This window comes from Pelomonas cellulosilytica (assembly GCF_021353265.1).
Taxonomy (GTDB): domain Bacteria; phylum Pseudomonadota; class Gammaproteobacteria; order Burkholderiales; family Burkholderiaceae_C; genus Pelomonas; species Pelomonas cellulosilytica.
On sequence record NZ_JAJTWU010000003.1, the window covers coordinates 561,765 to 581,655 of the forward strand.

Consider the following 19,891-nt stretch of genomic DNA (forward strand, 5'->3'; position numbering starts at 1 on the left):
AACGCATGCCGACCGCGACCCGCTCCTTCCCCGCCACCCAGCCGATCGACCCGCCGACCTCCTCGCGGACCCGTGTGCTGGCAGGGCTGGACAGCACGCCGACACGCGGCCGCCCTCGCGCTGCAGAAGCCGCGCCGGCACGGCAGGCTGCGACGCCCGCACCCGCGGCCCCCGAGCGGCTGCCGGGCTGGGCGCGTGGCGTCGTCATCGGCGGCGTGCTGCTCGCCATCGGGATGCCAGCCTGCGTGCTGCTGTCGCGTTCCATGCTGGAGCAGGAAGCGATGATGGAACAGAGTTCCTCGCAGGCCGCGATGGTCTGCACGGCGGGTGAAGGCCGGGCGCTGGACAGCTCCAGCGTGATCGGCTGGCTGTTCGGCGGCTCGTATTTCCACTGTGGCGACTGGGAGACCCGCGAGGCCCGCCAGCAGCGCGACCGTGACCGCGACCAGGCCAACTTCCTGGCCCGCGAGCGGGCCAGGCAGCAGTACTGATCAGCCGCGCAGCGTGATGCCCTTGATCAGGCTCTCCACCCGGGGCTGATAGCGCGGGAAGAACACCAGCCGCGGCGCGCTGTAGCTGACCAGAAAGAGCTCGCCGTCGCGGACGCGGCCGTAGGCCACGCCCTTGAGCGGCACCTCGTCGACCTTGCGGACCGTCGAGTACTCGACCCGGAACCCCGTACCGCCCAGGAACTCGGCCGGTTCCAGCTTGTCCAGCGAGAAGCTCGAACCATCCAGCGTCTGCAGCGACTGGAACATCGCGACGATGTCGGCCGTCTGCATCGAGGCCTTGAAGATCAGCGGCTGGCGGCCCTTGGGCGGATTGGCCGGACCGAAGGTCTGGCCATCCTTCACGTCGGTGTAGAAGCGCAGGGCATCGATGGTGATGCCCTCCATCGTCCAGGTCGGCACGCCGGCCGTCAGCCCGCCACCGAACTGGTTCCAGGCCGCGTCGACCTTGACCGCCATGCGCTTGCCGATGACGACCTCGCCCACCTCGACGCGGGTGACAGGCGCCGCGCAGGCAGCGAGCAGCAGGCTTGCGCCCAGCATGGCGAGACGGCGGCGGTTGATGGTGTTCTGCATGTCGGGTCCTCCTCAGAGCAGGCTCTTGATCAGCGCCGCGTCCGGCGCGGCGGGTGCTTTGTCGATGTAGCGGCCAAAGGCCTCGCGGGCCAGGTCGTGGCGCTCACGGCTGCGGTGCAGGTAGCCCAGCGCCCGGTGCGCCTCGGCCGGCTCCGTCCCCAGCGCGATCGCACGCTCGAAGTCGGCCTGCGCCTGATCCAGGTCGTCGTTGCCGGCGCGCAGGCGCCGGGCCTCGCCGCGCGTGTAGAGCAGGTCGGCGCGCGCCGGCTGGCGCTCGATGAGGCGGTTCAACAGCGCCAGCGTCTCACCGGTCTGCCCGCGCTTGAGTTCGTCCTCCAGCATCGTCTGCTGCAGCCCGGCCAGCGCGCGGCGGTGTTCCTCCTCGCCCAGTCGGCCCTCGCTGTCAGCGGCAGACAGGTCGCGCAGCGTGGCGCTGCGCTCGGCCGAGCCAGGATGTGTGGCGAACAGCGGGTTGCGCTGGCTCGGATCGCCGCCATGGACGGCCGCCAGCTCCAGCATCAGGTTCTCCCACACCTTGGCGGCCTCGCGCGTGTCATAGCCGGCGCGGCGCATCAGCGTCAGCCCGATCTGGTCGGCCTGGCGCTCCTGGTCGCGCGAAAAGCCGAAGGCACCGGCCAGCGCGGCCATCTGGCCCACCAGACCCACGAGGCCGAACATGCCAAGGAACATGCCGAAGGCAGAGCGTGACTTGACGTCGCGCAGCCGCTCCAGCGTGTGGCGCTGCATGTAGTGCCCGATCTCGTGGCCCAGCACGGCAGCGAGCTGCGCCTCGTTGTCCACCCTCAACAGCAAGCCGCTCCACACCTGCATCATGCCGTTGGGCGCCATGCTTGCGTTGAAGAACGGCGTGCGGACCGGATAGACGCGCACGTCGGGACAATGGTCCCCGGAGAGCTTGCAGGCGATGTCCTGCAGGTACTTCTGAAGGCCGGCGTCGCGCAGCAGGAACGGGCTGCGGCGCAGCCGCGTTTCCTCGCGGTCCATCATGGCCCACAGGCCACCCTCGTCGGTGCCGAGGTCAGGCTTCTCGAAGCGGGGCGGCGCGAGCCAGTCGCCTTGGGCGCGCGCCGGTGCGGCGCCGAGCAGACTCGACAGCGCCAGGCACTGGGCACAGCCGATGAAGGCGCGGCGCCTCATCGGGGCTTCGGGAAGCCCGTCAGCAACACGTCGATGGACTCGGCGGCCTCCTTGGCCTCGCGAAGGTCACCGGTGCCGCGCGCCAACTGGTTGAACCACAGCACCTGGCCGCTGTTCAGGTCCACCAGCGACGCGTAACCCACCTGCACGCCGCCGCCGATGCCCACGCCCAGCAGCGCCAGGCCCACCATCGCCAGCTTGCGCTCGGCACTGGCGTAGCTGTCGCGGACCCAGATGAACAGGCCGTAGTCGGCACCGCTCTTGGCCTTCAGGTCGCGCATCGCGTCGTCGAAGCTCCAGTCGAGCTTGCCCGCCTTCGTGGGCAGCGACCAGGCGCCGCCCGTGGCATGGTGCAGCGCGATGGAGCGCGCCACCGCCGCGTGAAGCGCCATGGGCTCGGCGAACTCGTCGGCGTCCTTGTCGTCCATCAACTGCGTGCTCAGGCCGATGGACTGCGTGCGGCGCACGAGCTCGGCCTTCATGTGCGACTGGGCGCTCGCAGTCCAGTCCGCCTTGGGCTCGGCCACGCCACCGGCGGACAGCGAGTACAGCTCCACGTCCACCGGCATGACGACCAGCTTGGCCGCGGAGGGCAGCGCGACGAAGCCGGGCGCCAGGTTCTTGCTGTTGTCTGCCGCCATCGCGGACATGGTGGCCGCGCAGAAGAACACGCTGGCCAGCAGCGTGCGCAGTGTTGTTCGCATCTTTCCTCACTCCCTTTGATCGCGGCGCAATATAGCGGCCCGCACCGTCCGGCCATGCTGAGGTTTTCACGGTTTCCCGGTCGGCCTGCAAGGCGAACGTCAGCCCCCGGCGCGCTTGACGGTCCAGCCTTCGGGCCGAGCCTGCAGCCAGGCGACGACCTTGTCGAGATGGTCGCCCTGGATCTCGATGACGCCGTCCTTGACCGTGCCGCCGCTGCCGCAGGCCGACTTCAGCTGCTTGGCCAGCACGGCGAGCGCCGCATCGTCCAGCGGCAGGCCCAGCACGGCAGTGACGCCCTTGCCCTTGCGGCCCGCCGTCTCGCGGCGAACGCGCACGATGCCGTCGCCCGCGGGCCGCGCCTTGGCCTTGCAGAGGCACTCGGCGACGGGCCGGCCGCAGCCGGGGCATGCACGCCCGAAATCAGTGGAATAGACCAGGCTCATGCCCCGGGCCTCAGGTGGCGCTCGAAAAACGCGTCCATCGTGCGGTAGAGGTGCAGCCGCGCCGCGCGGCCGGCGATGCCATGCGCCTTGCCGGGGTAGATCTGCAGGTCGAAGGTCTTGCCGGCCGCCTGCAGGGCTTCGACGAGACGCAGCGTGTGCTCGAACAACACGTTGTCGTCCGCCGTGCCGTGCGCCAGCAGCAGCGGCCTCGACAGCAGGTCGGCGCGGGGCGGCAGGCTGGCGTTGGCATAGGCCGGGGCCAGGCCCGAGGCACCGGACACGCCGGGCAGCACCGGCTGGCCCAGGTAGCGCTCGGCGTAGGCCGTGTCGTAGAGCGTCCAGTCGGTCACCGGCGCCACGGCGATGGCGGCGGCGAACGGCGTGTTCGCATCCAGCACCGCGCGGGCGGCCAGGTAGCCGCCGTAGCTCCAACCGAACAGGCCGACGCGCGCCGGGTCAACGCCGGGCACCCGACCCGGCAGCTGGCGCACGGCGGCGAACAGATCGGCCACTTCGACCTGGCCGAAGGCCTTTGCATGGGCCCGCGTGAAGTCGCGATCGCGGTGGGCCATGCCGCGCGTGTCCAGCATCAGCACGCCGTAGCCACGCTGCTGCCAGTAGGCGATCAGCGGCATGTCGCGGCCCCAGGCCCAGCTGACCGTTGCAGCACCCGGTCCGCCGTAGGCCATGACGATGACCGGATGCCGCCCCTCGCGGCGGTCCTGCGCCGGAAAGAAGAAGCCGTTGAGCGGCGTGTGGCCGTCAGCCGACGTGAGGTCCAGCGCGAGCGGCGCGGTGCCGTAGTCGCGCAGCGCCGGGTCGGGCGGATCCCCTGCGATGGCGATGGCCGTGGGCTCACCCACACGGCGCAGCTCCAGCCGCGGCGGCACACCCCAGGCAGACCGTTCGACCAGCAGCCGTGTGCAGCCCGCGTCGGCCTTGGCGTCGCGCCAGTGCCGATTGCCGGCGCCCGGCAGCACCAGTGCACGGCCACCGGCCAGCGGCAGCGTGTAGAGCTCCTGTGACTTGCCCCGGTCTCCCGCAACGGCGAAGACGACGTGCTCGGCATTCGCACAGACGGCGTGCGCCACCGGCTCTGCCGTTTCGGTCAGCGGTGTGCGTGCGCCACTGGTGCGGTCGACAAGTAGCAATTGGCGCCTGCCCGAAGCCTCGCTGGACCACAGCAGTCCACGCGGCGTCTCGAAGAGGTCGCCCTGCACCTCGACCCAGGCCGGGTCGGTCTCGACGGTGATGTCATGCGGCGCGGCGCCCGACCTGAACTCGGTCAGCGTGAGCCGTGTCTGCTCGCGGTTGAACCACTGCAACCAAGGCGTGCCGTCGGCAAACCAGCCGGCCCGGGCGATGTATTCCGCCGTGGCCGGCAGCGCCAGCGCGCGGCGGCGACCGCTGGCTGCGTCGATGACGTAGGCTGTGACACGCGCATTGGCCTCGCCGGCCGCCGGGTAGCGCTGCTGCGTCATCTCGGTGCGGTCGGCGTAGATCTGCGCGCGCGTCTTCAGCGCCACGCCCGATTCATCCACGCGCAGCGCGAGCAGCGAGCGCCCGTCGCGCGACCACCAATAGCCGCGCTGGCGCCCCAGCTCTTCGGCGGCAACGAACTCGGCCCGGCCCCACGTGACCGTGGCGCTGCCGTCGGTCGTCAACTGGCGAGGCCGGGCTCCCGGCGCCAGCGGCAGCACGAACAGGTTGCCGGCCTGCACATAGGCCAGCCGCTGACCGTCCGACGCGCAGCGCGGGTCCAGCTTGGGCTGGGCACCGCCCGGCGCGAGCTTGCGCACCTGCGGGCCGCTTCCGGCCAGGCGCACAAGGTGGAGGTCGCCCGACAGCGGAACAAGCAGAGCTGCGTCGTCTTCGCCGCACCACTGGTAGCCGGTGATGCCCCGCTGGCTGATGCGCTGCCGCTCCAGCGCCATCTTCTCGGCCTCGCTCAGCCGCTGCGCCGCGCCGCCCAACAGGTCGGCTGCGGCCACCAGCTTGCGCGGCTCGCCGCCCGCGCTAGGCTGCGCCCACAGCTCCAGCACCTCGCTGTCGGCCTGCGACGGCCGCAGCAGGCTCACCCATTGCCCGCCAGGCGACAGCTCGGCCTGCCGCGGCAGGCGGCCGGCGAGCGGCGGGTCGGCCGTGATGCGGTCGAGCGTGAGGGGCGCTGGCTGGGCCAGCGCTGCGCTTGTGGCGCAGGCCAGCAGGGCAAGAAGCGACTTCATCGTCGCATGCTACCGGGCAGCATCGGCGCCAACCCCTCAACCCGGACAAGCATTTGCATACCGTGCCAGCATGGCCGCCCTGCCCTCCCTGCTCTCAAGGTCTTCGATGCCCCGCTTCGGCTTTGACAACACCTACGTCCGCGACCTGCCGGCCGCCTGGATCTCCCGCCGGCCGCTGGCCGTGCCAGCGCCCCGCCTCCTGTTCGCCAACCACCCGCTCGCCGACGAGCTGAGCCTGCCGGCCGGCACGCTGGAGGGGCCGGACGCCGCGGCGCTCTTCACTGGCAACCTGCTGCCGGACGACGCGGAGCCCATCGCGCAGGCCTATGCGGGCCATCAGTTCGGGCACTTCTCGCCGCAGCTGGGCGACGGCCGCGCACTGCTCCTGGGCGAAGTGGTGGACCGCCACGGCCGGCGCCGAGACATCGCGTTCAAGGGCTCCGGCCGCACGCCGTTCTCCCGTGGCGGCGACGGCAAGGCGGCTGTAGGTCCGATGCTGCGCGAGGCGCTGATCGGTGAGGCGATGCACGCGCTGGGCATTCCGACGACACGCGCGCTGGCCGTGGCGGCGACGGGCGAACGCGTCTTCCGCGACACGCCGTTGCCCGGCGCGGTGCTGACCCGCGTGGCCGCCAGCCATCTGCGCGTGGGCACCTTCCAGTACTTCGCCGCGCGCGGCGACCTGGAAATGCTGGCCCGGCTGGCCGACTACACGATCGCCCGCCATGACCCGCAGCTGGCCGGCGCGCCAGACCGGCACCTGGGTCTGCTGCGCGCCGTAGCCGGGCGGCAGGCGCAGCTGATCGCGCAGTGGATGAACGTGGGCTTCATCCACGGCGTCATGAACACCGACAACATGGCGCTCTCCGGCGAAACCATCGACTACGGTCCCTGCGCCTTCATGGAGGCCTACGACCCGGCCACCGTGTTCAGCAGCATCGACCACCATGGCCGCTACGCCTATGCCAACCAGCCCGCCATTGCGCAGTGGAACCTGGCCCGATTTGCCGAAACGCTGCTGCCACTGATGGCGTCACCCGACGACGAGCCGGCGATGGCACGGGCCGTGGCCGACGCGACCGCCGTGATCGATGAGTTCCCCGGGCTGCTGGACGCCGCACTGCGCGCCGGCCAGCGCGAGAAGCTGGGGCTTGCGGACGCCACCGCTGACGACCTTGCCACCGATGCCGCACTCGCCGACGACTGGCTGGCACTGCTGCAATCGCAGCGGGTCGACTTCACGCTGGCCTGGCGCCATCTCGCCATTGCTGCCGACGGGCGGCGAGAGCCATTGCGCGACCTGTTCCTGGACCGCGCCGCGCTGGACACCTGGCTCGCCCGCTGGCAGGCCCGCTGCGACCGCAGCGCAGACCCCGCCGCCTCGCGGGCGGATCGCATGCGCCGCGCCAGCCCTGCCGTCATCCCGCGCAATCATCTCGTCGAAGAAGCGCTTGACGCGGCCACCGAGGGCGACCTCTCGCCGTTCGAGGCGCTGATGGCCGCGCTGCGCTCGCCGTGGGACGAGGCCGCGCTGCAGACGCGTTATGGCGCGCCGGCGCCGTCGGAAGTGACGGAGGGCTACCGCACCTTCTGCGGGACCTGAGGGCTGGGACGTTCAAGCGCGCGCCGCAGTTGCTTATGCGGATTTAGCGGATGCAGCCGATGCGGGATTGACTACGCTCGCCTGACCTCAAGGAGAGCCACCATGTCCCTGCGCATCAACGACATCGCCCCCGACTTCACGGCCCAGACCACTCAGGGCGCCATCAAGTTCCACGACTGGATCGGCGACCAGTGGGCCATCCTGTTCTCGCACCCGAAGGACTTCACGCCAGTGTGCACGACAGAGCTGGGCTACCTCGCCAAGATCGAGCCTGAGTTCACGAAGCGCAACGCCAAGCTCATCGGCCTGTCGGTGGACCCGGTGGACAACCACCACAAATGGGCGCTCGACATCGAGGAGACGCAGGGCCACCTGCCGAAGTACCCGTTGATCGGCGACCACGACCTGAACGTCGCCAAGCTCTACAACATGCTGCCGGCCGACATCGAAGGCACGTCCGAGGGCCGCACCGCAGCCACCAACGCCACGGTGCGCTCGGTCTTCATCATCGGGCCGGACAAGCGCATCAAGCTCATCCTCACCTACCCGATGACGACGGGCCGCAACTTCGACGAGATCGTACGCGTGCTGGACAGCCTGCAGCTCACCGCCCGGCACAAGGTGGCCACGCCGGCCAACTGGCGCCAGGGCGAGGACGTCATCATCGCGGGCTCGGTCAGCGACGAAGACGCGAAGACGCTGTTCCCGCAGGGCTGGAAAGCCCCCAAGCCCTATCTGCGCATCACGAAGCAGCCGGGCTGAACCCGAGCACCTCCCCCTTCGCACGTGCGCACCGGCGTGCCCACCAGCGACATCGCAGCAGTTACCTGGGCTTGCTGGTGCAGGCCAAGAGCGACTTCGACGGCATCGAGAACCTGCGTGGCGATAAGTTCTTGTACGCGCGGAACCGCAACGCCCCCGCTCGATGACACGGCGTGGTGTGCCAGTGGTCAGCTCAGCACGCCCTTTGGAACGTTTAGCGCGTCACGTTGAAGCCGGTCAGAACCGAGCTCACGTTGATGCCCAAAGCGGCCGCGCCCGTGCCCAGGCCCAGTCCCCAGAAAAGGCAATTGAGCTCGTCAGCAAGCGTGCCGAACCCAGGGTTGCTGAGGATCAGCAGGTGAGTGCCAACGCCTACCGTGACGAACACCACGAGCGCCCAGACCAGGAACGTCCCTTCCTTGACTCGCAAGCGAAGGTGTTCAGGTGTTGGCAACGCGTCCGCGATCCCGGCGCTGAACAGCGCAAAGGCTTCTTCTCGGCCACGAACCTGTGGCTCAAGCGCGCCCTGGAAATTCGCAATGACATCATCCACGCGTTGCGCTACCGCGTTTGAGTCCAGCGTTGTCGACTTGGCAAGTAATGCCAGGTCCTCGTAGGCTTTTTCGTAGGCCTTCTGCGCCTCAGCAGTCAGGCGACCGTAGCGCTTCCTGAGCGCTTCAAGGCCAACCACACCGCGTTGGATGATCACCTGCAATCGAAGAATGATCAACGCCTGCGCATCAATGTAGCTCTTTAGCTGCTCGACCTGAGCTGTGTCGATCGCGACCCAAGGATTCGGGATCGACGACGGCAGGCCATTTTCAGAGAGCTGCTGGGCCGATAGGGAGCCATACGCAACGCTTAACTCACTCCGAAGAGGCTTGGTACGAGCATCGTCGATTTGATGCTCGGCTGAGGTTTTCGTCAGCTCTGCCTGTAGGTTTTTGACGGATTCCTGAAGGACCGCAGCGGGAATCATCAAACGCTTCCGATCGACCCAGCGGCGACCAAACGATATGCCCACTGTGGAAATCAGGACGCCAGCAACAACGGCAGCAAAACCCAACGCTCTGGCAGCGGCCGAAGTCGCGTAGAGGGTGGCGCTGACACTTTCCACGACTCCGTCGGGTGCACCCTCGCTTGAGACAACCAGCACGCCGTCGTACTTCCCCGGATCCAAGTTTCCATTCGCAGGTGGCCTGAGTCGAACCTCATGCATGCCCTTGCTGAACTTCGTAAATTCGATGGGGCCACATACTGCCTCAACTAACGGGTCACACAGCCGCCAATCGCGACCGACGGTAGTCTTCTTCGTCGACTGCTCAACAAGATCGAAGCTCACGACTTTCAGAGCGGCGCGCGGAGCTTGAGCAGGGACGGCAATGAACAGAGGCACCCCTTCGTCGGGCTCAAGCGCGCGGCCATTGGTAGGCCACGGCTTAACGCTCCATTTTTCCGGCACTGTGATCGCCTCTGGCCCTGGGGCGGTGACCGCGAAGGGCATTTGCCACACGGTCTGGCCCAGGTTGAACTTCACGTACCTCGTCAACGTCAAGCCAGCGGGTATGCCAGACACCTTGAACGTGAACGCCCAGTCTGTCGACGCGTCGTCTGACTTGATCTCAGTCGCCGCATCGTCAAACTCAACCTTGGTGCGGCTGGACGGGACGACCAGCGCCTCTTTCAGTTCCGACGGCTTCACCAGGGGCTTCGATGGATCGCGCTTCTCGTCCCGCACTGTGATCACGAGGACACCCCCGAACTGCGCTGGAGCCGTCGATTGCTCCGCAGTCTGCAGGGGTGCCAGATTGATGGGTGCTTGAGCGATCGTCGGTTGAGGCCCTGGGCTTGCCTGAACTGCGGCCATCGAGCCCATGAGCCAGAGGCCCACAAGGCTGCCGCTCATGAAACTGATCCGTCGCATTGACGAAGCCCGGGCTATCGTCACAAGGCGTTGACCGCAGCGATTGCCGTCGTTACCGCGTTGATCACGGTGTTCTTGCTCAGCGAACTGCTGCCGGCACTGTTGATCAGGTTCAACATTGCAAGCGCGGCGTTGACCTTTTGCTGCGCCGCGAACAGCGCTGGCTGAGAAATGGGGCCCGGATCTTTCTGGCGGAAGGCCGCGGCGCAGTTGGCAGCATTGGTGCCCTCGCTGGCCAGATTTGCCTGGTCCGCCGTTGAGAATGGCGGCTTCGGACTGATTGCCATCTGCGTCACCGCATAGGCAAGCTGCGTCAGCGACGCATACAGGTGGGCTGCACTGGTTTGGTCGGCCATGTCGATTCCTTGTCGAGGTCACACGAAGAGCTTCGCCAAGGCAGCAACGTCGCTGGCGATGGACTTGAACTCCTGGAAGGCGGCTTGAGCGATCGCTCGCTTGTCTTCATCGCTAGGGTTTTGCACCAGCTGGATCAACGCCGCGTGAGACGTCTTCATCGCTGCGAAGAGTGCCGTCACAGATCTGGTCAATGCCGGGCCATCCGAATAGGTGAACTTCTTGCGCTCCTCGACGAGCATTAGGTAGCGCCGATCCGCGGACCTTTCGGCGGTGAAGCGGTCCTGCAGCCACTCCCGCTGCTTGAGGCGCGCCAAGTCACTCAGGGCGGCGGCTAGCATGGCGTCACCAACGGCGACGTCTTGAATGCTGTCGACCAGAGCGTCCACATCGGCACTGCGGTCGTTGACGATCTTTCGGATGGCTGCCGCGTCACGCGCGTTCGCCGCGATCACCTGCACGCTGGAGATCAGCTTGGCGGCCGCCCCGAGCATCCCTGTGATCTTGGTCTTGGTGGCCGCGTCCGAGGCAGAGAGCGACGCACCAGTCAGCTCCTTGACATCGTTCAGCGTGTTGTCGAGCCGTTTGACGAGCTTGTCTGCGTCAGCTTTGACTTCAGACTCCTGCTTGGTCGTCAGCTTGCCCAGCAGGTCCAAATACTCTGTCAACGCGGTCAGGTTGGCCTCGATCAGCTTGCTCTCAACCGCCGCCGGGCTTCCATACTCCGCGTCGGCGATTGCAGCGGCCAGGGTCTTGGCCTGTTGCCTAGCGTCGTCAGCTACAGCCTGGTCCTTGAGCACGCTGGCCCCCTCGCCGTCCAACAACGCGATGCAGGCACCTTCCGCTGCCGAGTAACAGGCGCTGCTGCAGCCGGCGCTTCCAGGATTCGCCTTGCAGCGCAGGACGCCCTGGCAGTCGCTTGATTGCTTTGCCTTGGGATAGCTGCCGACCGCGGTTGCAAACAGGCTGGTATTCGATGGCGATCTGACGAAGAGTCGCCGTTCCTTGATGGGGCAGCTAGCGTCAGCGGCGATCTTGATGGCCTTCTGGTCGTCTTGCGCACGTGCGAGCGTCAACGAGGCAGTGGCGAGGTTGGTGGTTACGGCACGTCCGGCCGCCACATAAGTGCTAGCGGCGTCCTTGTAGACGATGCTGCCGCAGCCCGAGAGAACCAGGGCCGCTGCAACAGCCGAGAGCCTTGCCATCCACGCATAGGCGCGGCTGGTTCGTTGTGTTTGATGCATGAGACCTCCGAGGGAATGCCCTGCGGACGCCCCAACGACATCCCACCCAAGACACCTCGGCGCGGATGCTGACGCCCTCGGTGGTACGCAGCATCATCAAAGTTGGCGAGGCGCTCCACCTATTCGGACGAGGTCCGACCTTGTGGGCCAGACACGTGAAAGCACAGTCATATCTGACAACGATGGAGTAATTGGGGCAATTTCTCACAGCAACCTCACCCTCCTAGCGCCCTATCTATTGCTGAATGTGAAGCTGAGAACCTAGGCTGCGGAAAGCAGAAGCCGCCGCCGGCACCCCGGCACTACGGGCTGCGGAGGCGCTTCTGCACAAGTCACACCGTCCGCACTCATGGAGACAGCATGACCGCGATGAAGAACCTGCGCATCGGAACACGACTCGGCGGGGCTTTTGCCCTTGTGGCCTTGCTGATGATCGGCATGGCCGTGAACAGCTGGATGGGTCTCAGAAGCATCCGCTCGGACTTGGACTCCGTCGTGAACGACCGCTACGAGAAGGTCAAGCTCGCCAATGCCATCAACGAAGGGGTGAACCTGCAGGCGCGTGCGATGCGCAACATCCTGCTGATGGACACCGAGGCGCAGCGACAGCCCGAGATCAAGGTCATTGAGGAGGCGCGGGAGCGCATCGTCAAGCTTTACGCGGACTTGGACAAACGTGTCAATTCGCCGAAAGGCCGCGAGCTGTTGGACAGGCTGCAGCGAGAGCGCGCCATCTTCCTTTCCAGCCAGGCCGAATTTCTGAAGATGGTGCAGGCAGGCGATCTCGCAGCCGCGCGCACCCTGCTGCTGGAAAAACTGCGCCCGCACCAGTTGGCCTACATGAAGCTGCTTGACGAGATGGGCGACTTCCAAGAGAAGCTCATGGACCGCACCGCTGAATCGGCCTTCGACACGATCAGCCGCGTGACGCTGCTGTCCATTGGCGGCACGTTGCTTGGCCTCGCGATGGCGGTAGTCGCGGGCGTCGTCGTGACTCGCTCCATCACGCGGCCCGTGGCGACCGTCGTGGACGAACTCAAGACCGTGGCTGGCGGCGACCTGACCGTCAACATCGTCGCTGACCGCGGCGACGAACTGGGCGAGCTGCAGCGCGCACTGGCAGACACAGTGGGCGCTCTGCGCAGCGTCGTGGGCCGCGTGCGCCAGGGCGTGGACTCCGTGACCACGGCCTCCAGCCAGATCGCGGCGGGCAACCAGGACCTGTCCAGCCGCACCGAGCAGCAGGCTTCCAGCCTGCAGGAGACTGCCAGCTCCATGGAGGAACTGACGGCCACGGTGCGCCAGAGCGCCGATTCGGCCCGCGCCGCCAGCAGCCTGGCTGCGCAGGCCAGCACGGCCGCCAGCCGTGGCGGCGACGTGGTCGGTCAGGTCGTGGGCACGATGGACGACATCAGCACCAGCAGCCGCAAGATCGTCGACATCATTGGCGTCATCGACGGCATCGCGTTCCAGACCAACATCCTCGCGTTGAACGCCGCGGTGGAAGCCGCCCGGGCCGGCGAGCAGGGCCGCGGGTTCGCCGTCGTGGCCACAGAGGTGCGCACGCTCGCGCAGCGCAGCGCCGAAGCGGCCAAGGAGATCAAGGCCTTGATCGGCGCGAGCGTCGAACGCGTGGAGGCCGGCAGCCGCCAGGTGGCAGATGCCGGCCATGCCATGCACGAGATCGTCGAGCAGGTGCGCAAGGTCAACGACCTCATCGGCGAGATCGCCAGCACGGCCGGCGAGCAAAGCCGCGGCATCGATCAGATCAACACGGCCGTTACGCAGATGGACCAGGTGACGCAGCAGAACGCCGCGCTGGTGGAGGAAAGCGCCGCGGCCGCCAGCAGCCTCGCCCAGCAGGCCGACTCGCTCTCTAAGGCGGTGAGCGCGTTCCGCATCGACGTGGCGCAGATGGCGCGCCAGTACGCGCCGGCCGCCGGCTGAACCGCCGCGGCGCCGCCACCTGCAAAGCCAGCAGCGCGGCGCGCAGCGTCCACGGCGTACGCTAGGCCATCGCCGGTCCGCGGGCAGGTTGCCGCGCAGGAAGGCAAGGCGGATGACGCCGGCCTGGCCTTGGAAACCGTCTGACCCTTCCGGGACCACCATGCGCGCCCGCCGGGCGGGCGGCCTGAACCCATGGCCCTTGGGGCGGACATGCACGACGATCGTGCCGCCGCCCGCGTTTGGCCATGCCGGGGTCTCCTTCGCACCTGCGCACCGGGTTCGGTCGGCCTTCGGCCTGGCACAACCCTGGGGGGCGCAAGGCACGCTTGAGATCTGCCGAAATCTGGCCAAATGCGGGGCTGCATGTCCACGCCCCATTACCGCTTCGGCGACTTCAAGCTGCTGCCCGCCGAGCGCCTGCTGTTCCGTCGCGGCAGCGAGGTCGCGCTGACGGCGCGCGCCTTCGAGCTGCTGGTCGCCTTCGTCGAGCGAGCAGGCCAGCTGCTCAGCAAGGACGAATTGATGCGCCGCGTCTGGGCCGGTATCGTCGTCGAAGAGAACAACCTTGCCGTGCAGGTGGGCGTGCTGCGCAAGCTGCTGGGGGCCGAGACGATCTCGACCATTGCCGGCTTCGGCTACCGCTTCGCGCTGCCGGTACTGGACGTCGCCGAGAAGCCAGCCGCCGCTCCCGTCCCCCGCGGCCGGCTGCCGCTGCGCCTGCCCGCGCTGTTCGGCCGCGCCGACGAATTGCAGGCGCTGCAGGCGCTGCTGCAGACCAACCCCGCCGTCACGTTGTGCGGCCCGCCCGGCGTCGGCAAGACGCGTCTGGCTCAGGAGTTGGCACTGCGGCAGCAGGACGTGCATGCCGACGGCATCTGGTGGGTGGACCTGACACTGCTGCGTGACGACGAACCGGTCGCCGCCGCCGTAGCGCGCACGCTCGGCCTGCCGCCCGGGCCCGATCCGCTGGCGGACCTGACGGCCAAGCTGGCACCGCTGGCGCTGATGATCGTGCTGGACAACGCCGAACACCGCGTGCGGGACGTGGCCGAGACCGTGACCGCCCTGGCGCAGCACACCGAGCGCGTCAGCCTGCTCGTCACCAGCCAGTCGCCGCTGCAGGCGCCGGGCGAACGCGTCCACCGCCTGGCGCCGCTGCCGCTGCCCGATGCGGTGCGGCTGCTGTCTGAGCGCAGCGGCGAAGCCGATGGGGCCCGCGCCGAGCAAATCTGCGCGGCACTGGACTGCAACCCGCTGGCCATCGAGCTGGCCGCGTCGCGCGTGGACGTGCTGGGGCTCGACGGCCTGGCCGCCAGGCTGCACGAGCGGCTGACGCTGCTGGTGCCGGCGTCTGCCCACCCGTCCCGGCGCAACGCGCTGGCCGAGGCACTGGGCTGGTCACACGACCTGCTGGCCGAGCGCGAGCGGCGCGTGCTGCGCCGGCTGGCCGTGTTCCCGGGTAGCTTCTCGCTGGAGGGGGCGGCGCTGGTGCTGTCGGACGACGAACTGCCCGCGGCGGCGGCCGTGGCCTCGGTGCTGGCACTGGTCGAGCGCTCGCTGGTCAGCGTCGATCGCAGCAGCACGCAGCGCCGCTACCGGCTGCTGGAGACGATGCGGCTGTTCGCGCTGGACAAGCTCGCTGCTGCCGGCGAGACGGCACTCGCACAGGCCCGCCACTGCGCCGGCCTGCTCTGGCTGTTCGAAGACGCGCACGAGGAGTCGTGGCGCGTGCCTTATGCCGCGTGGAAGTCCCGCTACGAGCCGGAACTGCCAGGTTTGTGGGCGGCGCTGGACTGGGCGCGCGACCACGACCTTGGCAGCGCGGCGTCGCTGTTCGGCGCCTCTGCGCCGCTTTGGGCCCCGCGCGCCGTCGACGCGCGGGCGCATGCACTGAAGCTGGCCCAGCTCATTGGCGACGGTCCCGTCAGCATTCCGGCGCACGTGCTGGCGCGTTTTTGGTGGGCCTGCGCACGCTGCCACACCATCGTCCACCCCGGCCTGGCGCGTGACGCCTCGGAACGCGCCGCACGGCTGTACCGTGAGCTGGGAGACGAACGCGGCGAATACCTCGCCCTTGTGGAGCACGCATTGAACTGGCGGGTGGACGGCCCCGAGGTGCGCGCCGCGCTCGCCGCCGCCCACAGGCTGGAGAACCCCGCCTGGCCGGCGACCGTGCTGGAGCGCGGACGGACAACGGAGGCGGTCGTGCACCTGACGGCCGGCCGGCACGACGATGTGCGGCGCTGCTACCTGGCGGCGCTGCAGATCTGCGAGCGCGACGGGTTCGAAGCGGGCGCCTGGCGCGCGCGCATGAACCTGGCCGACGTCGCGCGTGCCGCCGGCGACCTGCCACTGGCCGTGGACATGGGCGAGGCCTTGCTGGCCGATGCCGACCGGATCGACGATCTCGTCGGACTGACGACGCTGTTGAGCAACCTGATCGGCGCGCTCATTGCGCAAGGCCGCTTCGAGCGTGCAAGGGAGGTCGCCCGGGACTGCCCGAGGCGCATCGGCCGACTCGGCCTGGACGACTTCTGGGTCGGGCTGGATGCGCTGGCGCTGCTGCAGCTGCACAGCGGCAACACGCCTCTGGCCGCCCGACTGGCCGGCGTCGCCGACCGCGAGTTCGAGGCGCACGGGCAGATGCAGCGTCAGCCGAACGAGGCGGAAGACCGCGCCATGCTCGAAGCCGGTCTGGCCGAGCGCCTACCGCCGCAGGACATCGAACGGCTGTCACGCGAGGGGCGCCGCATGAGCCTGAGCGACGCGATGTTCACTGCGTTCCGGTTCGACGGCGACGGCGCCGTGCCGACCGCCACGGCCGAGGCGCGGTTCACGACGCGGGGCTGACCGGCCGCTCGATGCCGAACAGGCGCCGGGCAAGCTCGCCGGCATCGTTGACGGTGCGCAGTTCGGCATACGCCGCCTCGGCCTCGGGATAGGCCCGCCTGAGGTAATGCAGCCACTGCTTGAGCCGCCCGCCCTGGTGGCGCGGCGCAACGGTGGCCCGCACCTGCGCGAAGAACACCTGCATCAGCGGCAGCAGCTCCACCCACGGCAGCGGTGTCGGGCGCAGGCCTGCCACGCGCAGCGCCAGGCCCGGGTCGGCCACCATGCCACGGCCCAGCATCAGGTGTTCGCAACCGCTACGCTCGCGGGCCAGCCCGGCGTGCTCGACAGTCCAGATCTCGCCATTGGCGATGACGGTGACCGGCACCGCCTCGCGCACGGCGGCGATGCGCTCCCAATAGGCCGGCGGCTTGTAGCCATCAGCCTTGGTACGGGCGTGCACGACGATCTCGCTGCCCCCCGCGTCGGCGATGGCCCTGGCCACGTCCAGCGTGCGGCTCGTGTCCATGTAGCCCAGCCGCATCTTGGCCGAAACCGTCACCGAAACCGGCACCGCGCGGCGCACGGCGGCCACGATGGCGTGGATCAGCTCCGGCTCGTCCAGCAGTACGGCGCCTCCGCGGTGGCGGTTGACGCACTTGGCCGGGCAGCCGAAGTTCAGGTCGATGCCCTCCGGCTTCAGCTCGGCGAGCCGCGCGGCGTTGTCGGCCAGGCAGGCCACATCGGAGCCCAGCAGCTGCGGGTGCACCGGCACGCCGGCGGCCGTTCGGCCGCCGGTCTTCAGCTCCGGCACGATTCGCGTGAAGACGCGGGCAGGCAGCAGCTGGTCGGTCACGCGGATAAACTCGCTGACGCAGCGGTCCACGCCGCCCACGCGGGTCAGCACATCGCGAAGGATGTGGTCCAGCAGGCCTTCCATCGGTGCGAGCAGGATCATGGGGCCTCCGGCCCGCTGGAGTCAGCGGTCGGCTGCGCAACCGGCTCGGCCGCGGCGGCTTCCAGTTGCATCAGGTACAGCCGCAGGTCGAACTCCAGCTGAAAGTAGTCCGGCTCCATGTGCTGGCACAACTGATAGAAGGCCTTGTTGTGCTCCAGCTCGCGCAGGTGGGCCAACTCGTGCACGACGATCATCCGCAGCAGCGCGGCCGGCGCCGTCTTGAACAGCGTCGCAATTCGGATCTCGCGCCGCATCTTCAGCTTCGCGCCCTGCACCTGCGTGCGGCGCGTGTGCGTGCCCAGCGCCTGCTGCAGCACGCGCAGCTTGGCATCGAAGCCGACGAAATTCAGCGGCCCCGCATTGCGCAGGTAGCGCGTCTTCAGCGCCTGCACGTAGTCGAACAGCGCGGCATCGCTGCGCACCTCGTGGCGCTCGGGGAAGCGGCGCGCCAGGTAGTCGGCCAGACGCCCCTGCGCATGCAGGCCGTCGGCCTGCGCAATGAGCTCTGGCGGATAGCCGGCCAGGTAACGGGCGGCCAGCCCGTCGCTGGCAAGATGGGGCGATGTCATCGGAAACGTTCAAGGTGAGGCTGCTGCCGCAAGGCGCGATTTTCGACTGCGCGGCGGACCAGACGCTGCTGCTGGCCGGGCTGGCCGCGGGCGTCGCCATGCCCTGGTCGTGCCGCAACGGTACCTGCCGGACCTGCATCACGCGGCTGGTCGACGGCCGCATCGAGCATCGCATCCCCTGGCCGGGACTCAGCATCGAGGAAAAGGCCGACAGGCTGATCCTGCCGTGCGTCGCCGAGCCTCGCAGCTCGCTGACGCTCGCTCCCGCCGACGATGCAGCCGAGCCACAGCGCTGACGGCCGCGAGCCGGCTTCAGCAAAGCATTTCACGTCCCGCACACGCGGCATCGACACCGAGCGTCGGATTGAGGTGAGGATCAGCGGATCAAACAGGCCCAAGGCCTCGGGGATCGCCATGTTCAAACTGAATCAATGGAAACTCCGCGCTCGCGTGCTGGCCGGCTTCGCGCTGGTGATGGTGTTGCTGACGGTGGCCTCCATCGTCGGCATGCTGCGCGTCTCGGCACTCAGCCAGCGCATCGACCATCTGGTGGAGGCGGACATGCGCACGCTGGAGCTCGCTCGCCAGTGGGCCGGCCTGACGGAAGGCAACATCCTGCGCCGGATCGTCGCGATGGTCGTGGACGACGAGGGCTTCGTGAAGGGCTTCACGGCCCGTTCCAAGGAGATCTCGGAGCGCATCGACAAGATTCAGAAGGAGCTGGACGGGCTGCAGCAGGACGCCGAATCCGAACGTCTGTTGAAGGCGGTGTCCGATGGCCGCAAGCAATACCAGGTGGCGCGCGAGGCGGTCGCGAAGGCCAAGGCCGCCGGCGAGAACGTCCACCAACGTGCCGTCACCGAAATGCTGCCGGCGATGGACGCCTACCTGGCCGCCATCGACGCCTATGCCGAGCACACGCGCAAGCTGCTGCAGTTGGCCCGCGACGACGCGCAGGCGCAGGTGACACGGGCCCGCGAAGTGGTGCTGGTGCTGATGCTGATCGCACTCGCGCTGGGCATCGTCATCGCCAACATCATCACGCGCTCGGTCACGGGGCCGCTGAGCCAGGCGCAGGCACTGAGCCGCACGATCGCCGACGGCGACCTGCGCCAGACCGTCAGCGTCGACGGCACGGACGAACTGGCCACGTTGAACCGCGCGCTGCATGACATGCAGCAGCGCCTGGCCGAGACCATCACCGGCGTGCGCGGCGCGGCCGAGCAGGTGCAGGTGGCATCCGCTGAAATCGCCACCGGCAACTCGGACCTCTCGCAACGCACCGAGAACGCCGCCGCCAGCCTGGAAGAGACCGGCGCCGCGATGGCCCAGCTCAGCGAGAGCGTGCGGCTGAACGCCGACTCCGCCCGCGAAGCCAACACGCTGGCGCAGGCCGCCTCGCAGGTGGCCGACCGCGGCGGAGAGATGGTGGAGCAGGTCATCACGACGATGAACGACATCCAGCAGTCGTCCGGCAAGATCGCCGACATCATCGGCGTCATCGATAGCATTGCTTTCCAGACCAACATCCTGGCGCTGAATGCAGCCGTCGAGGCCGCCCGTGCGGGCGAACAGGGCCGCGGCTTCGCAGTCGTCGCCAGCGAGGTGCGGGCGCTGGCCCAGCGCTCGGCGGAAGCGGCACGCGAGATCAAGACGCTGATCTCGGCGTCGGTGGAGCGCGTGGACGGCGGCAGCCGGCTCGTCACCGACACGGGCGCCACGATGCGCGAAGTGGTGGCCAGCGTGCAGCGGGTTACGCGCATCATCAGCGAGATCTCGTCGGCCAGCGCCAACCAGGCGACCACGCTCGGCGAAATCGGCCAGGCAGTGCAGCAGCTGGACCAGATGACGCAGCAGAACGCCGCGCTGGTGGAGGAATCGGCCGCAGCCGCCGAGAGCCTGCGCGAGCAGTCCTCCGAGCTCGTGCGGTCGGTCTCCGGTTTCCGGCTCCCCTGAAGCGCGCGGCCCCAACGCCGGGGGCCGCCATCCACAGCGCCTGTGGACAAACGCGTGCACAGCCTGCGGGCGAATTGCGCAAGTGGTTGGCAAATCAGGGGTTTTCTTGCGCTGCCTCAGTTTGAGGCA

General features: G+C 68.3%; 17 protein-coding genes. 7 read left to right on the plus strand and 10 right to left on the minus strand.

The window, feature by feature from the left end:
* Nucleotides 1-5: 5 nt before the first annotated feature.
* Nucleotides 6-491: a hypothetical protein gene (locus tag LXT13_RS09990; RefSeq protein ID WP_233371773.1), complete on the plus strand. Its 486-nt coding sequence runs from the start codon at nucleotides 6-8 to the stop codon at nucleotides 489-491.
* On the opposite strand, the gene LXT13_RS09995 is transcribed toward LXT13_RS09990, so the two are convergent.
* The 5 genes from LXT13_RS09995 to LXT13_RS10015 all read right to left on the minus strand — a co-directional run bounded on the left by LXT13_RS09995 (nucleotide 492) and on the right by LXT13_RS10015 (nucleotide 5,616).
* On the minus strand, nucleotides 492-1,085 hold the full coding sequence (locus LXT13_RS09995) for a hypothetical protein (RefSeq protein WP_233371774.1): 594 nt from the start codon (nucleotides 1,083-1,085) through the stop codon (nucleotides 492-494).
* A 12-nt stretch (nucleotides 1,086-1,097) separates the two neighbouring features.
* Nucleotides 1,098-2,243, minus strand: a complete 1,146-nt coding sequence (locus LXT13_RS10000; RefSeq protein ID WP_233371775.1) for a M48 family metallopeptidase — start codon at nucleotides 2,241-2,243, stop codon at nucleotides 1,098-1,100.
* On the minus strand, nucleotides 2,240-2,947 hold the full coding sequence (locus LXT13_RS10005; protein WP_233371776.1) for a hypothetical protein: 708 nt from the start codon (nucleotides 2,945-2,947) through the stop codon (nucleotides 2,240-2,242). The genes LXT13_RS10000 and LXT13_RS10005 overlap by 4 nt, the downstream gene beginning before the upstream one ends.
* 99 nt (nucleotides 2,948-3,046) lie before the next feature.
* Entirely contained in the window at nucleotides 3,047-3,391 is a 345-nt protein-coding gene (locus LXT13_RS10010) for a translation initiation factor Sui1 (protein WP_233371777.1), read from the minus strand.
* The gene (locus LXT13_RS10015; RefSeq protein ID WP_233371778.1) at nucleotides 3,388-5,616 is read right to left on the minus strand and encodes a S9 family peptidase; all 2,229 of its coding nucleotides are present in this window, start codon (nucleotides 5,614-5,616) and stop codon (nucleotides 3,388-3,390) included. The genes LXT13_RS10010 and LXT13_RS10015 overlap by 4 nt, the downstream gene beginning before the upstream one ends.
* Before the next feature lie 106 nt (nucleotides 5,617-5,722).
* Between LXT13_RS10015 and LXT13_RS10020 the strand changes: the two genes are divergently transcribed.
* Together LXT13_RS10020 and LXT13_RS10025 are read left to right on the plus strand one after the other, a co-directional pair.
* Nucleotides 5,723-7,219, plus strand: coding sequence for a protein adenylyltransferase SelO (locus LXT13_RS10020; RefSeq protein ID WP_233371779.1), 1,497 nt, complete (start codon nucleotides 5,723-5,725; stop codon nucleotides 7,217-7,219).
* Between the two features lie 102 nt (nucleotides 7,220-7,321).
* Nucleotides 7,322-7,981 (plus strand): peroxiredoxin, encoded by a 660-nt coding sequence (locus LXT13_RS10025; protein ID WP_233371780.1) that lies wholly within the window; start codon nucleotides 7,322-7,324, stop codon nucleotides 7,979-7,981.
* A 214-nt stretch (nucleotides 7,982-8,195) separates the two neighbouring features.
* Here LXT13_RS10025 and LXT13_RS10030 read toward each other — a convergent pair whose 3' ends face one another.
* Genes LXT13_RS10030 through LXT13_RS10040 form a run of 3 tightly spaced genes read right to left on the minus strand, consistent with a single transcriptional unit; the run spans nucleotide 8,196 to nucleotide 11,503 of the window.
* Nucleotides 8,196-9,887, minus strand: a complete 1,692-nt coding sequence (locus LXT13_RS10030; protein ID WP_233371781.1) for a hypothetical protein — start codon at nucleotides 9,885-9,887, stop codon at nucleotides 8,196-8,198.
* A 38-nt stretch (nucleotides 9,888-9,925) separates the two neighbouring features.
* Entirely contained in the window at nucleotides 9,926-10,261 is a 336-nt protein-coding gene (locus LXT13_RS10035; protein ID WP_233371782.1) for a hypothetical protein, read from the minus strand.
* Between the two features lie 18 nt (nucleotides 10,262-10,279).
* Complete coding sequence (locus tag LXT13_RS10040; RefSeq protein WP_233371783.1) at nucleotides 10,280-11,503, minus strand: hypothetical protein; 1,224 nt, start codon at nucleotides 11,501-11,503, stop codon at nucleotides 10,280-10,282.
* A gap of 360 nt (nucleotides 11,504-11,863) precedes the next feature.
* Between LXT13_RS10040 and LXT13_RS28450 the strand changes: the two genes are divergently transcribed.
* Together LXT13_RS28450 and LXT13_RS10055 are read left to right on the plus strand one after the other, a co-directional pair.
* Nucleotides 11,864-13,450, plus strand: a complete 1,587-nt coding sequence (locus LXT13_RS28450; protein ID WP_255719357.1) for a methyl-accepting chemotaxis protein — start codon at nucleotides 11,864-11,866, stop codon at nucleotides 13,448-13,450.
* 363 nt (nucleotides 13,451-13,813) lie between these two features.
* Entirely contained in the window at nucleotides 13,814-16,300 is a 2,487-nt protein-coding gene (locus LXT13_RS10055; RefSeq protein WP_233371784.1) for an ATP-binding protein, read from the plus strand.
* Here LXT13_RS10055 and LXT13_RS10060 read toward each other — a convergent pair.
* On the minus strand, nucleotides 16,284-17,237 hold the full coding sequence (locus tag LXT13_RS10060; protein ID WP_233371785.1) for a tRNA dihydrouridine synthase: 954 nt from the start codon (nucleotides 17,235-17,237) through the stop codon (nucleotides 16,284-16,286). The genes LXT13_RS10055 and LXT13_RS10060 overlap by 17 nt on opposite strands.
* Entirely contained in the window at nucleotides 17,234-17,806 is a 573-nt protein-coding gene (locus LXT13_RS10065; protein ID WP_233371786.1) for a M48 metallopeptidase family protein, read from the minus strand. The genes LXT13_RS10060 and LXT13_RS10065 overlap by 4 nt, the downstream gene beginning before the upstream one ends.
* Here LXT13_RS10065 and LXT13_RS10070 point away from each other — a divergent pair.
* Nucleotides 17,800-18,102: a 2Fe-2S iron-sulfur cluster-binding protein gene (locus tag LXT13_RS10070; RefSeq protein WP_233371787.1), complete on the plus strand. Its 303-nt coding sequence runs from the start codon at nucleotides 17,800-17,802 to the stop codon at nucleotides 18,100-18,102. The two genes, LXT13_RS10065 and LXT13_RS10070, sit on opposite strands and share 7 nt — an antisense overlap.
* 118 nt (nucleotides 18,103-18,220) lie before the next feature.
* A complete protein-coding gene (locus LXT13_RS28670) occupies nucleotides 18,221-19,762 on the plus strand; it encodes a methyl-accepting chemotaxis protein (protein ID WP_304622808.1) in 1,542 nt (513 codons plus the stop codon).
* Nucleotides 19,763-19,891: the final 129 nt, after the last annotated feature.